This is a genomic window from Streptomyces sp. RKAG293, from assembly GCF_023701745.1.
Lineage (GTDB): Bacteria > Actinomycetota > Actinomycetes > Streptomycetales > Streptomycetaceae > Actinacidiphila.
Map to the genome: position 1 here is coordinate 1,847,214 of NZ_JAJOZB010000001.1, position 19,791 is coordinate 1,867,004.

Sequence of the window (19,791 nt, forward strand, 5' to 3'; positions counted from 1 at the left end):
GTGGGCTTAACTTAAGTGCCATGAGCTCCCCCCGCGGCACCTATGGTGGCGGCTACTACGCAGCGCCGTCCTTCCCGGACACGCCGATCTACGACAGCCTCGTCGCTGAGCGTGGCACCCCCCAGATCGCCCCGATCAGAGTTCCGTCGGAGTACTCGTACCCGTCGTACGAGACCGGCAGGAACCTCCCGGCACTGCCGGCCGCCCTCCCCGCGCTGCCGTCCGGTTCGTCGTCGCAGTACGCCCAGTACCCGGCCGCCCAGGGCGGGTACAACGGCTACCCGTCGAACGGCTACCAGCCGCAGCCCGCGCCGGTGCAGCACACTCCCGCGCCGTACATCCCGCAGCAGGCCGGCGGGGGGCGCGCGAGCGGCTCGTACAACGGCTTCAACGGTGCGAACGGCTTCACCGGGGCGAATGGTTACAACCCCGGCTCCACCGGCAGCTATCCGGTGCAGCAGCCGCAGCCGCAGGCCCCCGCGCAGGGTCTGGGCTACGACTCCGCGCGCCAGGCGCCGCAGCGCCCGGTGCAGCCGCGCCAGGTGCCGAACGGCTATGTCGAGGACCCGTATCAGCAGCGGCGTCCGCTCGGCCAGGGGAACCAGGGCTACTACCAGGGCTGAGCGGAGTGCGGGATTCGGCCGGGCGGCTCACGGCCGGTCCTGGCAGGATGCCGGTATGTCGACGCACGCCCTGCTCAGCGCCCTGTACATCTACCCGGTCAAATCGCTTCGCGGCCTGGCCCGCGAAGCGGCGGACGTGGAGCCGTGGGGGCTCGCCGGAGACCGCAGGTGGATGCTGGTGGATGCTGACGGGCGCGTCATCACGCAGCGGCAGCAGACGAGTACGGCACTGGTGACCGCGCAGCCGTCGGGGGGCGGCTCGCTGCGGTTCACCGCGCCCGGCCAGGAGGCCCTGCGGGTGGCCCGGCCGGAACAGGGCACGCCGGAACCGGTGCTGATCTTCCACGACAAGGTCGATGCCGTCGCGGCGGGCGACGAGGCCGCCACCTGGTTCAGCGACTATCTCGGCGTGCGGGCGCGCCTGGTGTACATGGCCGGCCCGGCGGTCTGCCGCCCCGTCGACCCGGAGTACTCGCGCCCCGGCGACACGGTGTCGTTCGCCGACGGCTTCCCGCTGCTCCTCACCACCACGGCCTCGCTCGACACCCTCAACACCCATATCGCACAGGGCGCCAACGCGGCCGAGGGACCGCTGCCGATGAACCGGTTCCGGCCGAACGCGGTCGTGGACGGCACCGAGGGGTGGGCCGAGGACGGCTGGCGGCGGATCAGGATCGGCGCGGTCACCTTCCGGGTCGCCAAGCGCTGCGCGCGCTGCGTCGTACCGACCACGAACCAGGACACGGCGGAACGCGGTCGCGAACCGATGCGCAGCCTGGCGAAACACCACCGGATCGACGGCGCGACGATCTTCGGCCAGAATCTGATCCCCGAACACCCCGGAACCCTGCGGGTCGGCGACCCGTTGACCATCCTGGAGTGACGCGTCGAGGCATCGCTCCTGCGACCACCGCGCGGACGACTCCGCTCACCCCGCGCGGTCGCCGCGCCGTTTGAGGTATTCGAACGGTCGAAGGGGGTGCTGCTCCATGGGCTCCAAGGTGCGTTGGTGGCGGTGGCGGCGCAATCCGCTGCGCCGCGCGTCGGATCTCGCCGAGGCGTGGATCGGCCTGGTCACGGTGGTCCTCGTGCTCTGTGCCGTGCCCGCGGCCGGCTGGTTCACCGGCCAGGCCGCCAACCGCGCCCTGCAGCGCACCGTGCGCCACCAGCTGGCGGAGCGCACGCTGGTGCCCGCCGCCCTGGTGACCGCCGCGCCCCGGTCGGCGGCGGGGACCGACACCGAGGCCGGCCAGGCGCGCCGGACCCGGCGGCCCGCCGTACTGACCTGGACGGCGCCGGACGGCTCGGCGCGCAGCGGCACCGTCCGCGTCGAGAACCAGGAGCAGGTGGACGGCCGGCTGCACATCTGGACCGATCGCGGCGGGCGGCCGGTCGATCCGCCGCTGGACCGCGCCACCGCCAGGGCCCACGCGGCGCTGGCCGGGCTCGGCGGGGCGGCCCTGGCGGGCGCGTTGCTGCTGGGCGTACGGCAGTTGCTGCTGTGGCGGCTCATGCGCCGCCGGCTGCTCGAATGGGAGCGCGAATGGACCCGCGCGGGCCAGGATTGGGGACGGGCGGGCGCCGGCGGCTGACCGCGACTCGTCATGGAGGGCGTCCCACTCACGCTACGGTGGATCCCCCGGTCGGCTATACGCAAGAGGTGGGGGCAGGGCAGCCCGATGGCACATGGCGTGGTGCAGGTGACCAGCACGAGCAGCTCGCGGTGGCGCCGCCGTTCGGGAGAGTACGAGACCCTGGCCGCCGCCCTGGAAGCGGCCGGTGACGGCGACGTGCTGTCGATCGCGCCGGGCACCTACCGGGAGAACCTGGTCGTCACCCGGGCCGTCACCCTGCGCGCCGCGGAGGGCCTGGGCTCGGTGCGGATCGCCCCCGCCGGCGGTGTGGCGCTGACGTTGCGCGCGGCGGCGCTCGTCCAGGACCTGACCGTCGAGGGGCAGGACACCTCGGCGGCCGCGCTGCTCATCGAGGGCTGCGCCCCGGAGCTGACCGGGCTGCGGGTCGCGACCAGGTCGGCTGTCGGGATAGAGGTGCGCGACAGCGCCCGTCCCACCGTCCGGCAGTGCACCGTGGACAATCCGTCGGGCCTGGGGATCAGCGTCCTGGAGTCGGCCGGCGGAGTGTTCGAGGACTGCGAGGTGGTCTGCGCGGGTCAGACCGGAGTCTCGGTGCGCGGCGGCGCCTCGCCCCGGCTGGAGCGCTGCCGCATCCACCACACCAACGGCGCGGGCCTGTCCGTCACCGGCGAGGGCACCTCCGCCGAGGCCGTCGGCTGCGAGATCTACGAGATCAAGGGCACCGGTGTGCAGGTCGCCTCGCGCGCCACCGGGCACTTCACGGACTGCCAGGTGCACCGCACCACGGGGGACGGGATCACCCTCGACACCGACGCGGTGCTCACCCTGTCCGACTGCGACATCCACGACATCCCCGAGAACGCGATCGACCTGCGGGCCCGTTCGGTCCTCACCCTCACCCGTTCCACCGTCCGCCGCTTCGGCCGCAACGGCCTGTCGGTGTGGGACCCGGGTACCCGGGTGGACGCCAACCGGTGCGAGATCCACGACAGTACGGGCGACTACCCGGCGGTCTGGGTGAGCGACGGGGCCGCGGCCGTGCTGGACTCCTGCCGGGTGCACGACGTGCCCGACGCCCTGTTCGTCCTCGACCGGGGCTCCCGGGCCGATGTCGTGGACAGCGACTTCTCCCAGGTGCGCAACACGGCGGTGTCGGTGAGCGACGGCGCGACCGTCCAGCTCGACGACTGCCGGATCCGCGAGGCCGCCACCGGCGCCTGGTTCCGCGACCACGGCAGCGGCGGCACGCTCGCGCAGGTCACCATCGACGACACGGCGACCGGTGTCATCGTCACCAAGGGCGCCGACCCGGTGCTGGACCGCTGCACCGTCACCAGCCCCGCGGAGGCCGGGTTCTACGTGTCGGCCGAGGGCCGCGGCACCTTCACCGGCTGCCGGGTCACCGGCAGCCGCGGCTACGGCTTCCATGTCATCGACGGCTGCCGCAGCACCCTGACCCGCTGCCGCACCGAGCGCTGCGAGCGCGGCGGCTACGAGTTCGCCGAACCGGGCCCGGTCACCGAGGACTGCACCAGCGACCGGGCGGCCGAGCAGACCCCGGACGCCGGGCAGCCGGTGACCGCGGTGGCCGCCGTCGAGTCGTTCGGGCTGCTGGGCGGGGTGCCCCAGCAGGGCTCCGCCGAGCCGGCGGCACCGGAGCCCGTGATCCGGGCCTCGGACGACGTGCTGGGCGAACTCGACGCGCTGGTCGGCCTGGACAGCGTCAAGCGCGAGGTGCGCACCCTCATCGATCTGATCGCCGTCGGCCGCCGCCGCCAGGAGGCCGGCCTCAAGGCGCCGTCGCTGCGCAGGCATCTGGTCTTCACCGGCTCCCCGGTACCGGCAAGACCACGGTGGCGCGGCTGTACGGCGAGATCCTGGCCGCGCTGGGTGTGCTGCAGCGCGGGCATCTGGTCGAGGTGGCCCGGGTGGACCTGGTCGGCGAGCACATCGGCTCGACCGCCATCCGCACCCAGGAGGCGTTCGACCGGGCGCGCGGCGGTGTGCTGTTCATCGACGAGGCGTACGCGCTGTCGCCGGAGGACTCCGGGCGGGACTTCGGCCGTGAGGCGATCGACACCCTGGTGAAGCTCATGGAGGACCACCGCGACGCGGTGGTGGTCATCGTCGCCGGGTACACCGCCGAGATGGAGCGCTTCCTCGCCTCCAACCCCGGTGTGGCGTCCCGGTTCTCCCGCACCATCACCTTCGGCGACTACACCGCCGACGAGCTGCTGCGGATCGTCGAGGCGCAGGCGATCGAGCACGAGTACCAGCTCGGCGACGACGCGGGCGACGCGATCCTCAAGTACTTCAACGCCCTGCCCCGGGGGCCGGGTTTCGGCAACGGCCGTACGGCGCGGCAGACGTTCGAGGCGATGGTCGAGCGGCATGCGGGACGCCTCGCGCACGTCACCGAGCCGAGCCATGACGAGCTGCAGCTGCTCTACCCGGAGGACCTGCCGGAACTGCCCTGAACGGGCAGGCCGGGCGGCCCGGGTGTTTCCGCGGCGGGTAACCGGCGCAGCAGCGCGGCCCGTTCGGCGGCGAAGACCGGATCGCACGGGAAGCCGGAGTGGCCCAGCACCGGTTCCGGCAGCGGATGCCGCGGCGTCCGGCCGTACGCGACCGGGTCCTTGAGCGGGCCGCGGTCCACCACCGTGCCCTCCCCGACCCGCACCGGGCCGCCGATCGGGTCCGTACGCCGCCACAGGTTGCGCCACGCGCTCAGCTCCCGGTGCAGCGCACGCAGCTGCGGCGGGCCGAAGTACGCGGGGAACCACCGGCCGTAGAGCCGCTCCAGCGGGCAGCCGTAGGTGAGGAGGGCGACCCGGCGCCGGGTCGCCGGGTCCAGCTGCCAGACGGCCGCCGCCGCGAGGACGCTGCCCTGCGAGTGGCCGGACAGGATGATCCGGCCGCCGGTGCGGGCGGTCCAGGTGGCCATCCGCCAGGTCAGGTCGGGCACGGCCCGTTCGGCGTAGCAGGGCGGCGCGAACGGGTGGGCGGCGCGCGGCCAGAACGTGCCCACGTCCCAGAGGATGCCGATCGTGCGGCGTGCCGAGGCGTCCCGGTAGGCGCGGCGGCCGAGCGCCAGCAGGGCCACGACGCCCGCGCCGACCAGCCATGAGCCCAGCGACTGGGCGGCCCGCGCCACGTCCGGGAGCGGTCCTGGAGTGCCCTCCGCCGCCTCTCCGGGACCGGCCCCGCCGGTCCACGCCCCGACGACGGCGCCCGCGCCGAGCAGGAACGAGACCCCGCAGACCAGCGCGACCAGCGACGCGGCGGAGTCGGTCAGCCCGGCGCGGGCGATCGCCCCGGCGATCTGCCGGGTCCTGGCGGGCTGCCGGGCCTCCCCCGGATAGAGCCCGGCCATCTCCTCGCCGACGGCCAGCCGCTCCCGCCACAGCCGCCATGCCGCGCCGGCCACCATGCCCACCAGCACGACCAGCAGGACCGGGATGATCGACGCCTGCCACGTCAGCAGCGCCGGCGGTCCCCACAGCGGACCGCCGTCCTGACCCGGTGTCGCGCCCCGGTCCAGCCAGTCCGCTATCCGCTGGGACACCCCGCCGGTCAGCACACCGCCCAGGGCGCACGCGAGCAGCGCCACCGCGGGCCCGCCGAGGCCGTGCAGCACCGCCTGCCCGGCGTGGCCGCCGAAGTGCGACGCCTCCACGGCGGGCTCCGGGGACTGCGACGGGATCCTGGGCGGCGGGTCGTCGGCCTCGTGGTGCATCAGGGCGGCCGTCACGGCCAGCGCGGCGATCAGGGCGCCCTGGACGAGCGTGAGGGCGGTGAAGGTGGCATCCGCGGGCAGCCGGCCCGCGGAGGACCAGCCGGGACGGTGCCAGCACGCGTGGACGGCGACGGCGGCCAGGACGGCCGGGCCGCCCCACAGCAGCAGCCGGGCGGTGCGGTGGTCCGTGGCGTCGTCCGGTTCCGTCTCGCTGCGCCCCGCACGGCAGGTCTCGGTAACCGCCGTGGCGGCGAGGACGGCGATCAGCCCGCCGAGGGCCCAGCCGGTGGCGCCGAGCGCGCCGTGGTCGCGGCGGAGCGCCGGCACCAGCAGCGCCGTCGCGACGGTGAGGGCGCCCGCGGCGGTGTGCGCGGAGCGCAGCCGGGCGACCAGCCGGCGGCCGTACCAGAAGCCGGGCAGCGCCAGCGCGGGGCCGCCCGCGCCGGGACGGTTGTCGGTGGCCGGCCGCTGGGACTCGTACGCGTACCAGGTCCGGTGCGAGAGCCACCACAACAGCGCGGTGAGCGCGCCGGGCACCAGGGCCGCGAGCGCCAGCCGGCGACCGGGCTCGGACCACCAGCCGCCGCGGTGCGCGGCGGCGAAGCCGAGCCAGTACGTGCCGCGGACACAAGAAGGGCTGCCCGCGCACTGCCAGCCGACCAGGTCCATGGAGACCTCGCAGACGGCGGCGACCAGCAGCAGCGTCAAGGTGAGCGCGATGAGCCGCACCAGCACGTCATAGACCCGGTTCAGGCCGCCCCTGGCGGTCGGCGGGCGCATCCAGTGGGCGAGGTTGGCGACCATGAACGGCATCAGGAGCAGCCACATGGCCCGGCTGCCGTTGCCCGAGGTCAGATTGCACCAGGTGTAGGCCTCGGGCACCGGCGCGTCCCGGTCGGCGCCGGGGTGGAGTTCGGCGTCGGCGTCCACGGTCCGCCGGTAGAGCCCGGCCGTGTCGTCGCCCGCCACCCGCACGGTGCGCGGATCGCCGAGCATCCCCTGGGGTGTGGCGCCGCCGACGCCGTGGACGAGCAGTTCGAGTGCCGGTTCCCACGCGTCCGCGGTACCGGGTGCGGGATGCCGGTTCACGTGTCCCCCGTCCTGTCGTACCGTCCCAGGATCGGCGCCCCGGCGGGCGGACGCAGCCCTCCGTACGGAATGTGACCCGAAATCGTGACAAGGACGCGCCGCGGAGTCCCGATCACCCCCCGCACGCCCTGATGGCTCCCGCATGGAAGGATGACCGTGGTTCGATGGCGGTCGACGGGACGCATGAGACGAGAGACAGGGCCACGGGTGAGCGACAACCAGAATCTCCTCGCCGAGCAGCGGCGTGCCCTGATCCTCGACGAGGTCAGGCGGCGCGGCGGGGTACGGGTCAACGAACTCACCCGCAAGCTCAACGTCTCGGACATGACCGTCCGCCGCGATCTCGACGCGCTGGCACGGCAGGGTGTCGTGGAGAAGGTGCACGGCGGCGCGGTGCCGGTGGTCGAGGCGAGCAGCCACGAGCCGGGCTTCGAGGCGAAGTCGGGCCTGGAGCTCGGCGCGAAGGAGGCCATCGCGCGGGCCGCCGCCAAGCTGGTGACGCCGGGCAGCGCGATCGCCCTGTCGGGCGGCACGACGACGTACTCCCTGGCCCACCGCCTGCTGGACGTACCCGACCTGACCGTGGTGACCAACTCGGTGCGGGTCGCCGACGTCTTCCACACCGCACAGCGCCGGCCGGGAGCGCAGAGCCGGGACGGCGCCGCGACGGTGGTGCTCACCGGCGGAGTACGGACCCCGTCGGACTCCCTGGTGGGCCCGGTCGCGGACCGGGCGATCGGCTCGCTCCACTTCGACATGCTGTTCCTGGGCGTGCACGGGATCTCGGTCGAGGCCGGCCTCTCCACGCCGAACCTGGCGGAGGCCGAGACCAACCGGCAGTTCGTGCGCTCGGCACGCCGGGTCGTGGTGATCGCCGACCACACCAAGTGGGGGACGGTGGGCCTCAGTTCCTTCGCCTCACTCGAGGACGTCGACACCCTCGTCACGGACGCCGGCATCCCCGAGGTGCTGCGCGCGGAGATCGCCGAGTACCTGTCGGACCTGGTCGTAGCGGGCGAGACGGACACCGACGCAGACAGCTGACGGCTCGTCACGTAAGGTGCGCCCATGGCCCGCCGATCGCGCTCCCCGCGCCCCCTGCGCCGCGTCGAACTGGACTTCCTCGACACCGCGCCCGTCCGTCTGGTCTTCACCCTCGCGATCACGTCGTCGCCGGAGGCGGTCTACCGCGCCCTGGCCATCGACACCGAGAGCACCCCGGAGTGGTTCGCCGCGGTGAAATCCGCGCGCCGCACGGAGGTGGGCCGCGACGTCGGCCTGGCCGGGGGCGTCCGCTTCGAGGAGACGGTACTGGTCGACGAGGCGCCGAAGCGCTACGTCTACCGGGCGGACACGTGCAACGCGCCAGGGCTGCGGGCCCTGTTGGAGGAGTGGCGGGTGGAGCCGGTCGGCCCCGGCAGCCTGGTGCAGTGGACCTTCGCGATGGACGGCCCGGCGCCGTTGCGCGTCTTGATGCGGGTGCTGCGGCCGGGGCTGGGCCGGGCGTTCCGCGGCGCGGTGCTGGCGCTTGACCGGCGGCTTGCGGGGGTGGGGTAGTCGGGGGCCGGGACTTCCGGGGCGGGGCTTCGAAATCGACTATTTACGGGCGTGGCCGCCCACAAATAGCTCGGCAGCATTTCGAAACCCCACCCCTCCAGCCCCGTCCCCCTCACGTCACAGCCCGGCTGCTGGTGCGGACCGGCACAGATCCGGGCCGCACCTCGCCAGCCCCATCGCCCTCACATCACTGCCGCCCTACCGGACTCAGCGGACGTTGGATGCGCGCAACCGGCGGCTGACCTCGCCCAGCCCCTCCGCGATGGCGGTGAGCTGCTCGCGGGTGAGGACGTCTATCAGCAGCTCGCGGACCAGGGCGACGTGTCCCGGGGCGGTCTCGCGGACCTTGGCCCAGCCCTCATCCGTGAGGCAGGCGACGACGCCGCGTACATCGCCGGGAAAGGACCGCCGGCGGACCATGCCGCTCTTCTCCAGCTGGGTGACCTGGTAGGTCAGCCCGCTCTTGGAGGTGAGCAGGGCATCGGCGAGCTCGGTCATGCGCAGTTCGCCGCAGGGGGCCGCGGAGAGCCGGGTGAGGATCTCGTACTGCGGATGCGAGAGATCGGCGTCGTCCTTCAGCTGCTGTTCCACCCGGCGGCCCAGCAGGCTGCTCGCCGCCAGGAAGCCCGTCCAGGCCGCCATCTCCTGCTCGTCGAGCCACCTCGTGTTGTCCATGGGGCCATCGTAGCGCTGTTGTTCAAATTCGAATTAGCCGATACGGTCGGACCAGTGGTTCGAATTTGAACCACGCCACGTCCCCCACTCCAGGAGAACCGCCCTATGCCCTCCCCCACCGCCCAGCTCTCCCCGCCGGACCTCCGTACGCCCGCCCCGGCGACCGCGGCGGCCTCCCCGCACGCCTATGACGCCGGGCTGCTCCTGCTCCGGCTCGCGGTGGGCCTCACCATGGCCGCGCACGGCGCCCAGAAGCTGTTCGGCTGGTTCGGCGGGGGCGGTCTCGACGGGACCGGCCAGTTCTTCACCATGAGCGGCTACCCGTCCGGCAAGGCGATGGCCGTCGTGGCGGGCCTCAGCGAGACCTTCGGCGGGCTCGGCCTGGCCGTCGGCCTGCTCACCCCGCTGGCAGGCGCCGCGGTGGTCGGCACCATGGTCAACGCGCTGGCCGTGAAGTGGGGCGGCGGCTTCTTCGCGCCCGAGGGCGTCGAGTACGAACTGCTGCTGACCGCATCCGCCGCCGCCCTCGCCCTGACCGGCCCCGGCCGCCTGGCCGCCGACCGCTACCTCCCCGTCCTCCGCTCCCACCGACTGGCATACGGCGCCTCCGCAGTGGTGTTGGGCGTCGCAGTGGCGGGCGTCATCCTCCTGCTGAGGAAGTAACCGGCAGAACGCCCCACCAGGCTGTGACGTGAGGGGGACGGGGCTGGTTGGGGGCACCCCCGGCCGGAGGTTGGGGGAGGGGTACTTCGAAATGCTGCCGAGCTATTTGTGGGCGGCCACGCCCGTAAATAGTCGATTTCGAAGCCCCACCCCGGAGGACCCGGCCCCCGACCGCACCACCAACCGTCAGACGTCGCCCCGAGCCAACCGCAAGGTACGAATCTCGAACGGCCGCAACGACAACTCAACGGCGCCGGACCCACCGCCCACGACCGCACCCGTAGGACGCTCCAGCAGATCGCACACAGTGGCGGACCCGACCTCGAACCCCGCCGTCAGTCGCGCCCTCGCCCGGCCGCCGGCCGACTCGTACAGCCGCACCACGACATCACCGCTCCCGTCGTCCGCCAGCTTCACGGCCGTCACGACCACCGCGTCATGGTCCACCGAGACCAGCGGCACCACCGCCGCGCTGCCCGGCACCCGGCGCTCGGGCAGGTTGATCCGGTATCCCTCGCGCACCGCGTCCCCGATGGCGGCGCCGGGGACCAGCGCGTAGCGGAACCGGTGCGTGCCCTGGTCGGTGTGCGGGTCGGGGAAGCGCGGTGCGCGCAGCAGCGAGAGCCGGACCGTGGTGGTCGTCCCGCTGCTGAGTGCGGACTCGGTGCCGCCGGTGAGTGAGGTTTCGGCGTCGGGCCGTACGGTGCGGGTCACGTCGTAGCCGTACGTCGAGTCGTTGACGACGGCGACACCCCAGCCCGGCTCCTCCAGATGCACGAACCGGTGGGCGCACGCCTCGAACTTCGCGGCGTCCCAACTGGTGTTGGTGTGCGTGGCCCGGTAGAGGTGGCCGAACTGGGTCTCGGCCGCCGTGCGGTCGGCGTGCAGGTCGAGCGGGAAGGCGGCCTTGAGGAACTTCTCGGTCTCGTGCCAGTCCACCTCGGTGGCGATGTCGAGGCGCCGTTCCCCCGCGGTCAGCGTGAGTACCTGCTCCACGCGGGAGGAACCGAAGTTCCGGGTCACCCGGACCGCCGCCACGCCGCCGCCGACGGCGTCCAGTTCCAGGGTGTCGACGTCGGTGAGGTCGGTGACCGTGTTGCGGTAGAACGTGTCGACGTCCCAGGCGTCCCAGCGGTTGGGGAAGTCGGGGTGCAGCTGCAGGAGGTTGGCGGCGGCGCCCGGGGCGATCGTCTCGCGGCCGGCTTCGATGTCGTAGACCGAGACGACGAGCCCGCGCGCGTCGACCGCCACCCTCAGCACCCCGTTGGCCAGGACGAATCCGCCGCCCTCACGCGGTACGGCGGTGACCGCCGCGCCGCGATACGGTGCCGCGACGACGGCGCCGCCCGCGGCGACGCCGGAGCGGGCGTGCGGCGCCGCGTTGAACACCACGGAGGTTCCGTCGGCCGGGCTGCCCGCGAGGGCAACCTGCGCGTCGGCGATGATCCGGTCCAGTTCGGCGCCGACTGCCGCGTACTTCGCCTCCGCCTCGCGGTGCACCCAGGCGATGGACGAGCCGGGGAGGATGTCGTGGAACTGCAGCAGCAGGACCGTCTTCCAGATCCGGTCGAGGTCTTCGTACGGGTAGGGGAAGCCGGCGCGTACGGCCGCGGTGGCGGCCCACAGTTCGGCCTCGCGCAGCAGGTGTTCGCTGCGGCGGTTGCCCTGCTTGGTGCGGGCCTGGCTGGTGAGTGTGGCCCGGTGCAGTTCCAGGTACAGCTCCCCCACCCAGACCGGGGCGTCCGGGTATTCGGCGTGGGCCTTCTCGAAGAAGGCGGACGGCTTCTCGAAGACGACCTTCGCCGAGCCTTCCAGGTCGGCCAGCCGCTTGCCGTGCGCGAGCATCTCGCGGGTGGTGCCGCCTCCGCCGTCGCCCCAGCCGGTCGGGGCGAGCGAGCGGGTCGCAGAGCCCTTCTCCTGGAAGTTGCGGACGGCGTGGGCGACCTCCTTGCCCGACAGCTGGGCGTTGTAGGTGTCGATCGGGGGGAAGTGGGTGAAGACCCGGGTACCGTCCAGGCCCTCCCACCAGAAGGTGTGGTGCGGGAACTTATTGGTCTCGCTCCAGGAGATCTTCTGGGTCAGGAACCACTTGGCGCCGGCCTGCTTGACGATCTGCGGGAGCGCGGCCGAGTAACCGAACGTGTCCGGCAGCCACACCTCTTCGGTGTCGATGCCGAACTCCTCCAGGAAGAACCGCTTGCCGTGCACGAACTGCCGGGCCAGCGCCTCGGATCCCGGCATGTTGGTGTCGGACTCCACCCACATCCCGCCGACCGGCACGAACCGCCCTTCCGCGACGGCCTTCTTGACCCGTGCGTAGACCTCGGGCCGGTGCTCCTTGATCCAGGCGTACTGCTGCGCCTGCGACATGGCGTAGACGAACTCCGGGTTCTCCTCCAGCAGTGCCGTCATGTTGGAGGTGGTGCGCGCGACCTTGCGGACGGTCTCGCGCAGCGGCCACAGCCAGGCCGAGTCGATGTGGGCGTGGCCCACCGCGCTGATGCGGTGCGCGGAGCGGTGCGCGGGTGCGGCCAGCACCTCCGTGAGCTGCTCGCGGGCCGCGGCCGCCGAGCCGCCGACGTCCTGCAGGTCCACGGCGTCCAGCGACCGTTCCACCGCGCGCAGGATCTCCCAGCGGCGGGGTGATTCGGTGGACAGCTCCGCCATCAGGCCGCCGAGCACCTCCAGGTCCTGGACCAGCTCCCACACCGTCTCGTCGAAGACCGCGAGATCCATCCGGGCGAGCTTGTACTGCGGTTCGCTGCCGGCGGTCTCCTTGTCGCCGAGGTCGGTGGGCAGGAAGGGGTGGTAGTCGAGCAGTACCGGGTTGGACGAGGCCTCGATGTGCAGTTCCACCCGCTCGCCGCCGGCGACGGGCGCGCCGATCCGGATCCACTGGTTGCGCGGGTTGAGTCCCTTCACCGGCGAGCCGTCCGCCCGGTAGACCAGGCCCTCACACTGGAAGCCGGGCATGTTCTCGTCGAAGCCGAGGTCCAGCAGCGCCTCGACGGTCCGGCCGGCCCATTCGTCCGGTACGACGCCGGTCACGGTGATCCAGCTGGTGCCCCACGGCGGGCCCCAGGGCGCACCGGTCTCGATGGGCGTGCGGGGCGCCGCCAGGCCCTCGGCCACCGGGACGGGCTCGCCGGGGGCGTTCCAGATCCCGATGTCCAGCGGCACCGACTGCGGGTAGACGGCGGGGCGGATGCGTTCGTCGAGGACCCGCTTGAGCCGGTCCTCGGTGACGGTTCGGTTGCTGTGCATGAGGGTGGGGTTTCCTTAGATCCAGGTGAACGCGGCGGACGACGGGGCGGAGGAGGTGAACAGCTCACCGACGGCGCGGACTTCGAGCCGGGTGACGGCCTCACCGGCGGTACGCCGCAGGGCGGGCAGGTAGTAGGCGGTGCCGGGCGTCCCGCCGAGGAAGCGCCGGCCGCCCCCGGGCAGCACCTGGTGCACCTCGTAGTGCCGGACCGGGCTGGCCGAGCGGCGCCAGCCGATGCGCAGGGCGGCGGAGGCACCGTCCGCGGCGGTGACGGAGGAGGTGACGGCCGGCAGACCGGGCCGGGCGGGGGGTTTCGGAGCGGCATCGCGCACCGCGAGCCCGCCGAGCCGCCAGCGGACCGCCGTGCCGCCGGATCCGGTGAGCCGGACTCCGAGGACGTGCAGGACGTTTCCGTGCGGCGGTCCCAGCCGTACGGTCGCCGTGGTCCAGCCGCGGCCGCCCGCGGGGAGGGAACCGGCGGGGACGTACCGGAAGCGCGGCGGCGTGCCGGGCGTGCCGGGCGTGCCGGGCGTGCCGGGCGTGCCGGGACCGTCGAGGGCGACGGCCACGTCGACCCGGACCGGGCCGGAGCCCGGGTCGGTGCGGTGGGTCAGTTCCACCACGGCGCCGCCGGTCAGCGGCAGTCGGGCGGCGTACAGCTCCAGCGTCGCCGGGTCGTCGAGCACTCCGTCCACCAGCAGGCTGCTGCCGCCGCGCCAGGCGTCGGCGAAGTCGAACGACACGCCCGGCCGGGTGCCGGCGCCGTGCACCACCCAGCGGCGGCCGGGCAGCCGGTCCTGCAGGCCGAGGTGGTTCCAGGCGGTGTCGGAGGACGGTGTGCCGTGCTCGTACCAGCGCAGGCCGTGCCCCGTGTTGAAGGTGGTCGCGAACGGCAGCGCGGTGAGCGTGGAACGATCGGCGACGGATGCGGCGGGCGCCCGCCAGCCTCCCGTGCCGCCGTGCGGCGCCGAGGGATCCAGCGAGGGGCCGGTCCAGAACCGGTCGTCGCGGGCGTGGAAGTCGCCGGGCGCGCGCCGGTCGGCCGGCAGGCTCGTCCAGGTCCACTCGGGGCGGTAGAAGCCGTACGAGGTGACATGCCGCGCGTCGGCGGGGACGATCGCGTCCCAGTCGACCGGGGTGTCCCAGCCGCGGGACTCGACATCGATGCCGGCCCACACCGCGTAGCGGCTGCGGTCCAGTTCCCCGGCGAGGGTGCCGGAGGCGGCGAGGCCGGACCTGCTCCAGTCGAAGTTGACGAACAGGGTGTCGGCGGCGGTGAAGAACTCCTGGTTGCGCGGGTTGAGTTCGTTCTGCCAGTCGACGGCTCCGGTGTCGGTCATCGCGTCGTACCAGGTGACCCGCAGGCCGCGGCCGTGGGCGCGCAGGTACTGGACGAAGTCCCGCATGCCGGTGGCGAGGGCCGCGTCCCCGCCGCCGGTCTCGGCGTTGAGGAACCAGCCGTCGAACCCGTACACCCGCGCGACCCGGATCAGCTGGTCGGCGATCGGGAACCGCCCGTCGGCGCCGCGCTGCACGAGGTCGCGGGTCCACCGCAGATCGCCGCCGTAGGCGACCGGTGGCAGGAAGACGGTGCCCAGCACCGGCACCCCGTTGCGGTGCGCGGCGTCCACCACGGGCGCGTTGGGGGCGAGGATCAGGCCCTCGCCGGAGGAGCCGCCCCAGAACACCAGCTCGTCCAGGTACGCCCAGTGCGTCAGCGCGTAGTAGTCGGCGGTGGCGGAGCCCTGGGAGGGGTTGCCCGCGGTGTGGTCGAACGCGGCCAGGCCGGAGATCCGCGCCTGGCCGGCGCGCGCCGTGGTGTTGGCGGGCGGGGGTGCGAAGCGCGCCGCGAGCGGGACGCTCGCGGCGTTGAACGCCAGGTCCGGGTCGGTCTCCGGTGTCCACGCCTTGAGGCTGCGCCATTGGATTCCGTCGCCGGGTGTCCCGGCGGGGAGGCTGTCGGGAAACCAGTACGAGGCGTGGGGCTGCAGGTCCCGGGCGGGTCCGGCCGCCGCGGCCGCGGCCGGCAGGCCGGGAGCCAGGAGGAGGCCCGCGGTGCCGGCTCCGGCGATCAGGACCCGGCGGCGGGAGGGCCGGGGCCGGTCCGCGGCAGGGAGGGCGGTGGCGGGGTCGGCAGAGCTGCGGTGCTCGGTCATCGGTGCGCTCCCTAGGGGTGGTCGACCTGATCGACGGTGAGGACCTCGGTGATGCCGCGGGCCGCCAGATGACCGGCGTCGTCCGCGAGTTCGGCGAGTACGGCGGTGGGCCGGGCACCGGTGGCGGCCAGTCGCATCCACGCCTCGAAGAAGGCCCCGCCGGGTGCGCACACGGAACGGGCGGGCGCGCTCACCCGGTCGCCCGCGTCCACCACCAGCGCGGTGGTGCGCGGCGCCGGGCGGTGCTCGCGCCCGCGCCACTGTTCGACGGCGCGGGCGACGGCCGCGCCCGCCGGCTTGACCGTACGGTCGGTGGTGAGCAGCCCCAGGCTGTACTCCAGCTCGGGGAAGTCCGCCAGCGCGCGGTCCACGTCGTGGGAGCACCACCAGGTGATGCCCCACACGTCCGGGCAGTCCAGCGCCGCGGCGATGGTGGCCTCGGTGAACTCGGCGGCGTGCCCGGCCGGGATGTGCGGGGCGGGCGCGCCCACCTCCTGGAGCCACACCGGCCGGTGCGGGTCGGTGGCCCAGGCCTTCGACAGCTCGATCAGATAGGCGGCGTGCTGCTCGGTGGCGGTGCCGGTACGGCCGTGCCGCTGCGCGGTGCCGTTGAACACCCAGGAGTGGACGGCGGTCGCCGCGCCCAGCAGTGCGGAGTGGCCGGGGGTGAAGGGGTGGTCGTCCTGGTACCAGGACGCGTCGTAGGACGCGTGCAGATGGAACTTGCCGGGCGCGCCCTCCTCGCACGCGGCCAGCACCCGCCGCAGCCAGGACTCGGCCTGGGCGGGGGTGATCCGGTCGGGGTCGGGGTGCGGTCCTGAGGAGAACTGGTTGATCTCGTTGCCGATGGTCATGCCCAGGAAGCCGGGCCGGCCGGCGAGCGCCGCCGCGAGGGTGCGCAGGTAGTCGGCCTCGCCGTCGATGACGTCGGGGTCGGTGAAAAGGTTGCGGCGGTGCCAGGTGGTGGTCCAGGAGGGGATGAAGTCGAAGCTGGACAGATGACCCTGCAGCCCGTCCACCGCGGTGTCGAGTCCGCGCTCGGCCGCCGCGTCCACCAGCTGGACGAGCTGCTCGACGGCGCGCGGCCTGATCAGGGTGCGGTTCGGCTGGAAGACCGGCCAGAGCGGGAAGACCCGGATGTGGTCGAGGCCGAGAGCGGCGATGGAGTCCAGGTCGGCGCGGACTTCGTCGAGGTCGAAGTCGAGCCAGTGGTGGAACCAGCCGTGCGTGGGCGTGTAGTTGACGCCGAAGCGCATTGCGTTCATCCGGTGCGGTGTCCTCAGTGCGGGGAGAAGGGGAGCGGAGGCTCAGCCCTTGACGGCGCCTTCGCCCACGCCGCGGAAGAAGTACCGCTGCAGGCAGGCGAACATGACGATGAGCGGGGCTACAGCGATGATGGTCCCGGCCGCGACGAGCCTGGGGTTGTTGGCGAACGTGCCGTGCAGGAAGTTCAGCCCGACGGTCAGCGTGTACTTGTCCGGGTCGGACAGCACGATGAGCGGCCAGAGGAAGTCGTCCCAGGCGCCCATGAACGAGAAGATCGCCACGACCGCCAGCGTGCCCTTGACCGAGGGCAGCGCGATCCGTACGAAGCGCTGCCAGACGTTGGCGCCGTCGATGACGGCGGCCTCCTCAATCTCGTACGGGAGGTGGCTGAACGCGTTCCGCATCAGCAGCACGTTCATCGCGCCGATGCAGCCGGGCAGCACGACGGCGATGAGGGTGTTGTTCAGCTGCAGATCGCGCATGGTGGTGAACTGCGCGATGAAGATGGACTCGAACGGCACCAGCAGTGCCATGACGAAGGCGGTGGTCGCGAGCTTGCGGCCGCGGAAGCGCAGCCGGGCGAGCGCGTAGCCGGCCAGGGCGGAGCCCACGCAGTTGGTGACGACGCTGGCCGCCGCGACCTTGAGCGAGTTCAGGGCGTACTCCCAGACGGGGATGATGTCCGCGACGCCGGAGTAGTTGTCCAGCGTCGGATGCTCGGGGAGCAGCTTCGGCGGGTAGCTGTACATGTCCTCGGTCGGGCCCTTGAGCGAGGTGCTCAGCTGCCACAGGAACGGGCCGATGGTGACGACCAGGACGGCGAGCAGCAGGACGTAGCGGAGCACGAGTTGCCAGCGGGGCATACGGCCGCCCATGTCACTCACCGTCCTTGCGGTCGGCGCGCAGCACCAGCAGCATCAGGACCAGGGTGACCGCGAAGATCACCACGGAGAGCGCGGAGGCGTAGCCGGTGCGCCCGGACAGTCCGGTGCCGACGCGCTGGACGAGCATGACGATGGTGGTGTCCTCGCCGGCCGGCCCGCCGGTGGGGCCGGCCATCAGATAGACCTCGGTGAAGACCTTGAAGGCCGCCACCGACGACAGCGCGCCGACCAGCACCATGGTGGAACGCACCGCCGGGACGGTGATGCTGACGAAGCGGCGGAACGCTCCGGCACCGTCCACGGCGGCCGCCTCGTGCAGTTCCTTCGGTACGTTGGCCAGCGCCGCCAAGTAAATGATCATGTAGTAGCCGAGGCCTTTCCACACCGTCAGCGCCATCGCGCTGAACAGCAGCAGCCACTGGTTGCTGAGGAACTCCACCGGGCCGGTCCCGAAGTACCCGAGGATCCCGTTGACCAGCCCGCGGTCGTCCAGCATCCACACCCAGATGAGCGCGACCACGACGACCGACGCGACGACCGGGGTGTAGAAGGAGGAGCGGAAGAACGCGATGCCGGGGACCTGCTTCTGGACGAGCAGGGCCAGCAGGAGCGGCAGCAGCACGGTGCACGGCACCACGAGCAGCACATACAGCGTGCTGTTGCGCAGCCCGGTCCAGAACTGCTCGTCGTCCAGCATGTCCTGGAAGTTCCGCAGCCCCACCCAGTGGCCGGGGGTCAGGGTGCGGGCGTCGGTGAAGGCCGTGCCGACGGTGCTGATGAACGGGTAGAGGCTGAACGCGGCGATGATCACCAGGCCGGGCAGCAGGAACAGCCAGGGGCTGGCGGCCCGGTGGGTCCGTGCACTCATATCGGGTCCGCCCGCTCAGCTCTGCTTGAGCAGCTTGTCGCTCTGGCTGACCGCGTCGTCCAGAGCCTGCTGCGGCGACTTCTTGCCCTGCAGCGCCTTCGCCACCTCGTTCTTGAGGATGGTCTTCATCTCGTCGGTCATCACGACCGGCGTGTAGTTCACCGCGCCCTTGAGCAGCCGCGCGGAGGCCACCCGGACCCGGCCCTCGTCCGTGCCGTCGTCCTGGGTCCAGTACGGCTGGTCCAGCGAGCCGGCGGTGCTCGGGAAGATCGCGACCTTGTGCGCGAACGACTCCTGGTTCTGCTTGTCGGTGATGAAGTGCGCGAAGGCGATGGCCGCGGCCTTGTGCTTGCTCTTGCTGTTCACCGCCATGCCCATCACGTACATGTTGGGGTGCCCGGTGTTGTTGGGCGCGTCGGTGATGCCGAGGTTCTTGTACAGGTCGGGCGCGTTCTGCTTGAAGGTGCCCAGGTCGTGCGCGCTGCCCGGGTTCATCGCGACCTTCTGCTGCAGGAACTTCTGGCCGACGGCGTCGGGGCCGCTGGTCAGCGCCTGGGAGTCCAGGCCGCCGTTCTTGAACAGCTCCAGGTACTTGGTGAGCAGCTCGGCGCCCTTGGCGTCGTTGTACGTGAACTTGGTCGCGTCGGCGTTCATCAGCGGGACGCCGTAGCGGCCGAAGTCCTCGATGGACGGGGTGCCCGCGAGGGTGGCGGTCTTCCCGCCGGACTTCACCGCGATGGTGTTGGCGTCCGCGAAGAGCTCGTCGTAGGTCTTCGGCGGCTTGGCCGGGTCGAGGCCGGCCTGCTGGAACAGCGTCTTGTTGTAGAAGAGCGGGCCGGTGTTGAGGTACCAGGGGAAGGCGTACGAGCCCTCCAGGCCCGGCAGTTCATTGCCCTTCCACGCCTCGGGCGTGTAGTCGCCCTTGAACTTGGCGGCGGCGGGCTCCTTGTCCAGGCTCATGATCACGCCGGCTTTGGCCAGCGGGTACGACAGGTCGGGCGAGACGTTGACGACGTCGGGAAGGGTGCCGCCGGCCGCGTCCGCGCTGAGCTTGTCCGCGTAGTTCTCGGCGGGCTGGTCGAGCCACTTCACCTGGACGCCGGGGTTCTGCTTCTCGAAGTCCTTGGCCAGGCCCTCGAAGTAGTCCTTGTAGTTCGCCCGCAGGTTCCAGGTCTGGAAGCTGATGTCGCCCTCGATCTTGCCGTCGGCACTGCTGCCGGTGTCGTCGCCGCCGGAGCCGCAGGCGGTCAGCGTCAGCGCGGACAGCAGCAGGGGGACGACGACAACGGCTGTTCTACGGGTGGCGCCGCGGCGGGGGCCGCGCTCTCCACGGGTTCTTCCACTGGATACGGACATGGCTGACAAGCTCCTTCGCTCGGGCCAGGAGGGGGGCGACGTAAGGCTGCACCCGCGT

General features: G+C 72.4%; 14 protein-coding genes and 1 pseudogene. 7 read left to right on the top strand and 8 right to left on the bottom strand.

Going from position 1 to position 19,791, the window contains the following annotated elements:
* Positions 1 to 20: 20 nt before the first annotated feature.
* The 4 genes and pseudogenes from LNW72_RS08030 to LNW72_RS08045 all read left to right on the top strand — a co-directional run bounded on the left by LNW72_RS08030 (position 21) and on the right by LNW72_RS08045 (position 4,695).
* Positions 21 to 623, top strand: a complete 603-nt coding sequence (locus LNW72_RS08030; protein ID WP_250974768.1) for a DUF6643 family protein — start codon at positions 21 to 23, stop codon at positions 621 to 623.
* Positions 624 to 678: 55 nt separating this feature from the next.
* Complete coding sequence (locus tag LNW72_RS08035; protein WP_250974769.1) at positions 679 to 1,506, top strand: MOSC N-terminal beta barrel domain-containing protein; 828 nt, start codon at positions 679 to 681, stop codon at positions 1,504 to 1,506.
* A 106-nt stretch (positions 1,507 to 1,612) separates the two neighbouring features.
* Complete coding sequence (locus LNW72_RS08040; protein ID WP_250974770.1) at positions 1,613 to 2,215, top strand: hypothetical protein; 603 nt, start codon at positions 1,613 to 1,615, stop codon at positions 2,213 to 2,215.
* Between the two features lie 87 nt (positions 2,216 to 2,302).
* Positions 2,303 to 4,695, top strand: a pseudogene (locus tag LNW72_RS08045) (right-handed parallel beta-helix repeat-containing protein).
* Here LNW72_RS08045 and LNW72_RS08050 read toward each other — a convergent pair.
* On the bottom strand, positions 4,665 to 7,187 hold the full coding sequence (locus LNW72_RS08050) for a hypothetical protein (protein WP_374117173.1): 2,523 nt from the start codon (positions 7,185 to 7,187) through the stop codon (positions 4,665 to 4,667). The pseudogene LNW72_RS08045 and the gene LNW72_RS08050 overlap by 31 nt on opposite strands.
* Positions 7,188 to 7,250: 63 nt before the next feature.
* Here LNW72_RS08050 and LNW72_RS08055 point away from each other — a divergent pair, with 63 nt between their 5' ends.
* Positions 7,251 to 8,087, top strand: coding sequence for a DeoR/GlpR family DNA-binding transcription regulator (locus LNW72_RS08055; protein ID WP_250974772.1), 837 nt, complete (start codon positions 7,251 to 7,253; stop codon positions 8,085 to 8,087).
* A gap of 24 nt (positions 8,088 to 8,111) precedes the next feature.
* Entirely contained in the window at positions 8,112 to 8,600 is a 489-nt protein-coding gene (locus tag LNW72_RS08060) for an SRPBCC family protein (RefSeq protein ID WP_250974773.1), read from the top strand.
* A 207-nt stretch (positions 8,601 to 8,807) separates the two neighbouring features.
* On the opposite strand, the gene LNW72_RS08065 is transcribed toward LNW72_RS08060, so the two are convergent.
* A complete protein-coding gene (locus LNW72_RS08065) occupies positions 8,808 to 9,275 on the bottom strand; it encodes a MarR family transcriptional regulator (RefSeq protein ID WP_250974774.1) in 468 nt (155 codons plus the stop codon).
* A 105-nt stretch (positions 9,276 to 9,380) separates the two neighbouring features.
* On the opposite strand from LNW72_RS08065, the gene LNW72_RS08070 reads away from it, so the two are divergent.
* Positions 9,381 to 9,938 carry a DoxX family protein gene (locus LNW72_RS08070; RefSeq protein WP_250974775.1) on the top strand — a complete coding sequence of 186 codons (558 nt, stop codon included), beginning with the start codon at positions 9,381 to 9,383 and terminating at the stop codon, positions 9,936 to 9,938.
* Positions 9,939 to 10,124: 186 nt separating this feature from the next.
* Here LNW72_RS08070 and LNW72_RS08075 read toward each other — a convergent pair whose 3' ends face one another.
* Genes LNW72_RS08075 through LNW72_RS08100 form a run of 6 tightly spaced genes read right to left on the bottom strand, consistent with a single transcriptional unit; the run spans position 10,125 to position 19,733 of the window.
* Positions 10,125 to 13,202, bottom strand: a complete 3,078-nt coding sequence (locus LNW72_RS08075; protein WP_250974776.1) for a glycoside hydrolase family 38 C-terminal domain-containing protein — start codon at positions 13,200 to 13,202, stop codon at positions 10,125 to 10,127.
* 15 nt (positions 13,203 to 13,217) lie between these two features.
* Positions 13,218 to 15,359 carry an endo-beta-N-acetylglucosaminidase gene (locus LNW72_RS08080; protein ID WP_374117174.1) on the bottom strand — a complete coding sequence of 714 codons (2,142 nt, stop codon included), beginning with the start codon at positions 15,357 to 15,359 and terminating at the stop codon, positions 13,218 to 13,220.
* 11 nt (positions 15,360 to 15,370) lie between these two features.
* Complete coding sequence (locus LNW72_RS08085; protein WP_250974777.1) at positions 15,371 to 16,624, bottom strand: glycosyl hydrolase; 1,254 nt, start codon at positions 16,622 to 16,624, stop codon at positions 15,371 to 15,373.
* A gap of 42 nt (positions 16,625 to 16,666) precedes the next feature.
* The gene (locus LNW72_RS08090; RefSeq protein ID WP_250974778.1) at positions 16,667 to 17,500 is read right to left on the bottom strand and encodes a carbohydrate ABC transporter permease; all 834 of its coding nucleotides are present in this window, start codon (positions 17,498 to 17,500) and stop codon (positions 16,667 to 16,669) included.
* 1 nt (position 17,501) lies between these two features.
* A complete protein-coding gene (locus tag LNW72_RS08095) occupies positions 17,502 to 18,377 on the bottom strand; it encodes a carbohydrate ABC transporter permease (protein ID WP_250974779.1) in 876 nt (291 codons plus the stop codon).
* Between the two features lie 15 nt (positions 18,378 to 18,392).
* Positions 18,393 to 19,733, bottom strand: coding sequence for a sugar ABC transporter substrate-binding protein (locus LNW72_RS08100; protein ID WP_250974780.1), 1,341 nt, complete (start codon positions 19,731 to 19,733; stop codon positions 18,393 to 18,395).
* Positions 19,734 to 19,791 lie beyond the last annotated feature (58 nt).

Bases quoted from the DNA above. Each gene is read 5' to 3' on its own strand.
- LNW72_RS08100 (WP_250974780.1), bottom strand. From the start codon at position 19,733: ATGTCCGTATCCAGTGGAAGAACCCGTGGAGAGCGCGGCCCCCGCCGC.
- LNW72_RS08035 (WP_250974769.1), top strand. From the start codon at position 679: ATGTCGACGCACGCCCTGCTCAGCGCCCTGTACATCTACCCGGTCAAA.
- LNW72_RS08070 (WP_250974775.1), top strand. From the start codon at position 9,381: ATGCCCTCCCCCACCGCCCAGCTCTCCCCGCCGGACCTCCGTACGCCC.
- LNW72_RS08090 (WP_250974778.1), bottom strand. From the start codon at position 17,500: ATGGGCGGCCGTATGCCCCGCTGGCAACTCGTGCTCCGCTACGTCCTG.
- LNW72_RS08040 (WP_250974770.1), top strand. From the start codon at position 1,613: ATGGGCTCCAAGGTGCGTTGGTGGCGGTGGCGGCGCAATCCGCTGCGC.
- LNW72_RS08080 (WP_374117174.1), bottom strand. From the start codon at position 15,359: ATGACCGAGCACCGCAGCTCTGCCGACCCCGCCACCGCCCTCCCTGCC.
- LNW72_RS08050 (WP_374117173.1), bottom strand. From the start codon at position 7,187: ATGCGGGAGCCATCAGGGCGTGCGGGGGGTGATCGGGACTCCGCGGCG.
- LNW72_RS08065 (WP_250974774.1), bottom strand. From the start codon at position 9,275: ATGGACAACACGAGGTGGCTCGACGAGCAGGAGATGGCGGCCTGGACG.
- LNW72_RS08095 (WP_250974779.1), bottom strand. From the start codon at position 18,377: ATGAGTGCACGGACCCACCGGGCCGCCAGCCCCTGGCTGTTCCTGCTG.
- LNW72_RS08085 (WP_250974777.1), bottom strand. From the start codon at position 16,624: ATGAACGCAATGCGCTTCGGCGTCAACTACACGCCCACGCACGGCTGG.
- LNW72_RS08075 (WP_250974776.1), bottom strand. From the start codon at position 13,202: ATGCACAGCAACCGAACCGTCACCGAGGACCGGCTCAAGCGGGTCCTC.
- LNW72_RS08030 (WP_250974768.1), top strand. From the start codon at position 21: ATGAGCTCCCCCCGCGGCACCTATGGTGGCGGCTACTACGCAGCGCCG.
- LNW72_RS08060 (WP_250974773.1), top strand. From the start codon at position 8,112: ATGGCCCGCCGATCGCGCTCCCCGCGCCCCCTGCGCCGCGTCGAACTG.